We start from the raw sequence: 1,471 nt of genomic DNA, 5'->3' as shown, positions 1-1,471 counted from the left end.
CCTCCAGGTGATGTTTGGCAACTTCACTCTGGCAGAGCGCTGGTCGCCTTTCATCCCCATAGGATCTTCACGTAAGCAGTCCGGCAGCTATCAGGAAGCGGCGCAACAAAGCGGCCGTTCTGTTGACGTGAAGAGTTTCGGGCGCCGGCAGGCGTACGAAAGTCCCCGAGGAAGGAACCCGCGGGCCACAGGCGATGGCTATGGGGATTTCGGATTCCGGCTGGTGTCGGGGATGGCGCGACCGCCGTCGGGAAGCGCCCGGATTGATCCGGACGGAGAGCGTCCTCTTCCGGCCACGCGGTATTGTCGGCTCGGCGCGTGGCCGGACGCGGCTCTGTCGGCGTCGATAATCACCATAGACGTGCGTCGCTCCGTTGCCGGAGGCTGAGTGCCTGCAGCTGAAGGCTGAACCATTCCATGCCGGGTCATGGCGTGCTGCTCCCGGTCGACGGGGAACCGTGTGGCGGTCCGCGCGGCTGCCTCCATCGTTCGAACACCTCGATGACGATCATGCGTCCGCCGCAGCAGGGGCATGACGGGCGGAAGTTGTCTGGTTCGGCCGATGGATCGTTGCTGGCGGGCGGCGCGACGGCGAGTAGTGTGCGCGCAAGCGCGAGGCTGGCCTTGCGGGCGGAGCCGGCAAGCAAGCCGTAGTGACGGATGCGATGGAAGCCACGCGGCAGGACATGGAGCAGGAAGCGGCGGATGAACTCGTCGGTTGCGAGCGTCATGACCTGCTGCCGGTCGACCCCGTCGCGGCGATAATCCTTGTAGCGGAAGGTGACGCCGCTCTTATCGAAGCGGATGAGGCGGCGGTTCGAGATTGCCACCCGGTGCGTGTAACGCGACAGATAGGCAAGCACCGCCTCCGGTCCCGCGAACGGCGCCTTGGCGTAGACCACCCAGCGCGTCCTCCGGACGGCAGCAAGGTGGCGCAGAAAGGCCGGGCGTTCGGCTAGGTGCGCCATCGGACCGAAGAAGGCGAGCCGGCCGGCGTCATGTAGCGCTACCAGCCGGGTGAGGAACAGGCGGCGGAACAGCTTGCCGAGCACCCGCACCGGGAGCAGGAAGGCCGGGCGCGACGATATCCACCGGCTTCCGTCCGGCGAGATGCCACCGCCCGGCACGATCATGTGCACGTGCGGATGGTGTGTCATCGCCGAGCCCCAGGTATGGAGCACTGCGGTGATGCCGATGCGCGCGCCGAGATGCTTCGGATCCGCCGCGATCGTCAGCATCGTCTCCGATGCCGCCTTGAACAGCAGGTCGTAGACCGCCGCCTTGTTGTGGAAGGCGATGTCGGCGACCTCGGCCGGCAGCGTGAACACGATATGAAAGTAGCCGACCGGCAGCAGGTCGGCTTCCCGCTCGGCCAGCCATGTCCGCGCCGCCGCGCCCTGGCACTTAGGGCAGTGGCGGTTGCTGCAGGTAATGGGCGTCGCCCATTACCTGCCTTATGGGCAGATCCAGT

The 1,471-nt window shown here is 66.2% G+C and carries 1 protein-coding gene and 1 pseudogene; one reads left to right on the top strand and one right to left on the bottom strand.

The window, feature by feature from the left end:
- Positions 1-388: hypothetical protein (locus tag AC0L3I_RS36805; protein ID WP_473530214.1), on the top strand; the 388-nt coding region annotated here is incomplete at its 5' end.
- 37 nt (positions 389-425) lie between these two features.
- On the opposite strand, the pseudogene AC0L3I_RS36800 reads toward AC0L3I_RS36805, so the two are convergent.
- Positions 426-1,430, bottom strand: a pseudogene (locus AC0L3I_RS36800) (IS91 family transposase); the annotation flags it as partial.
- Between the last annotated feature and the right edge of the window lie 41 nt (positions 1,431-1,471).

This window comes from Mesorhizobium sp. WSM4840 (assembly GCF_055811755.1).
Note: the sequence above shows the minus strand (reverse complement) of the source record. Positions and strands in the feature narration are given on the sequence as shown.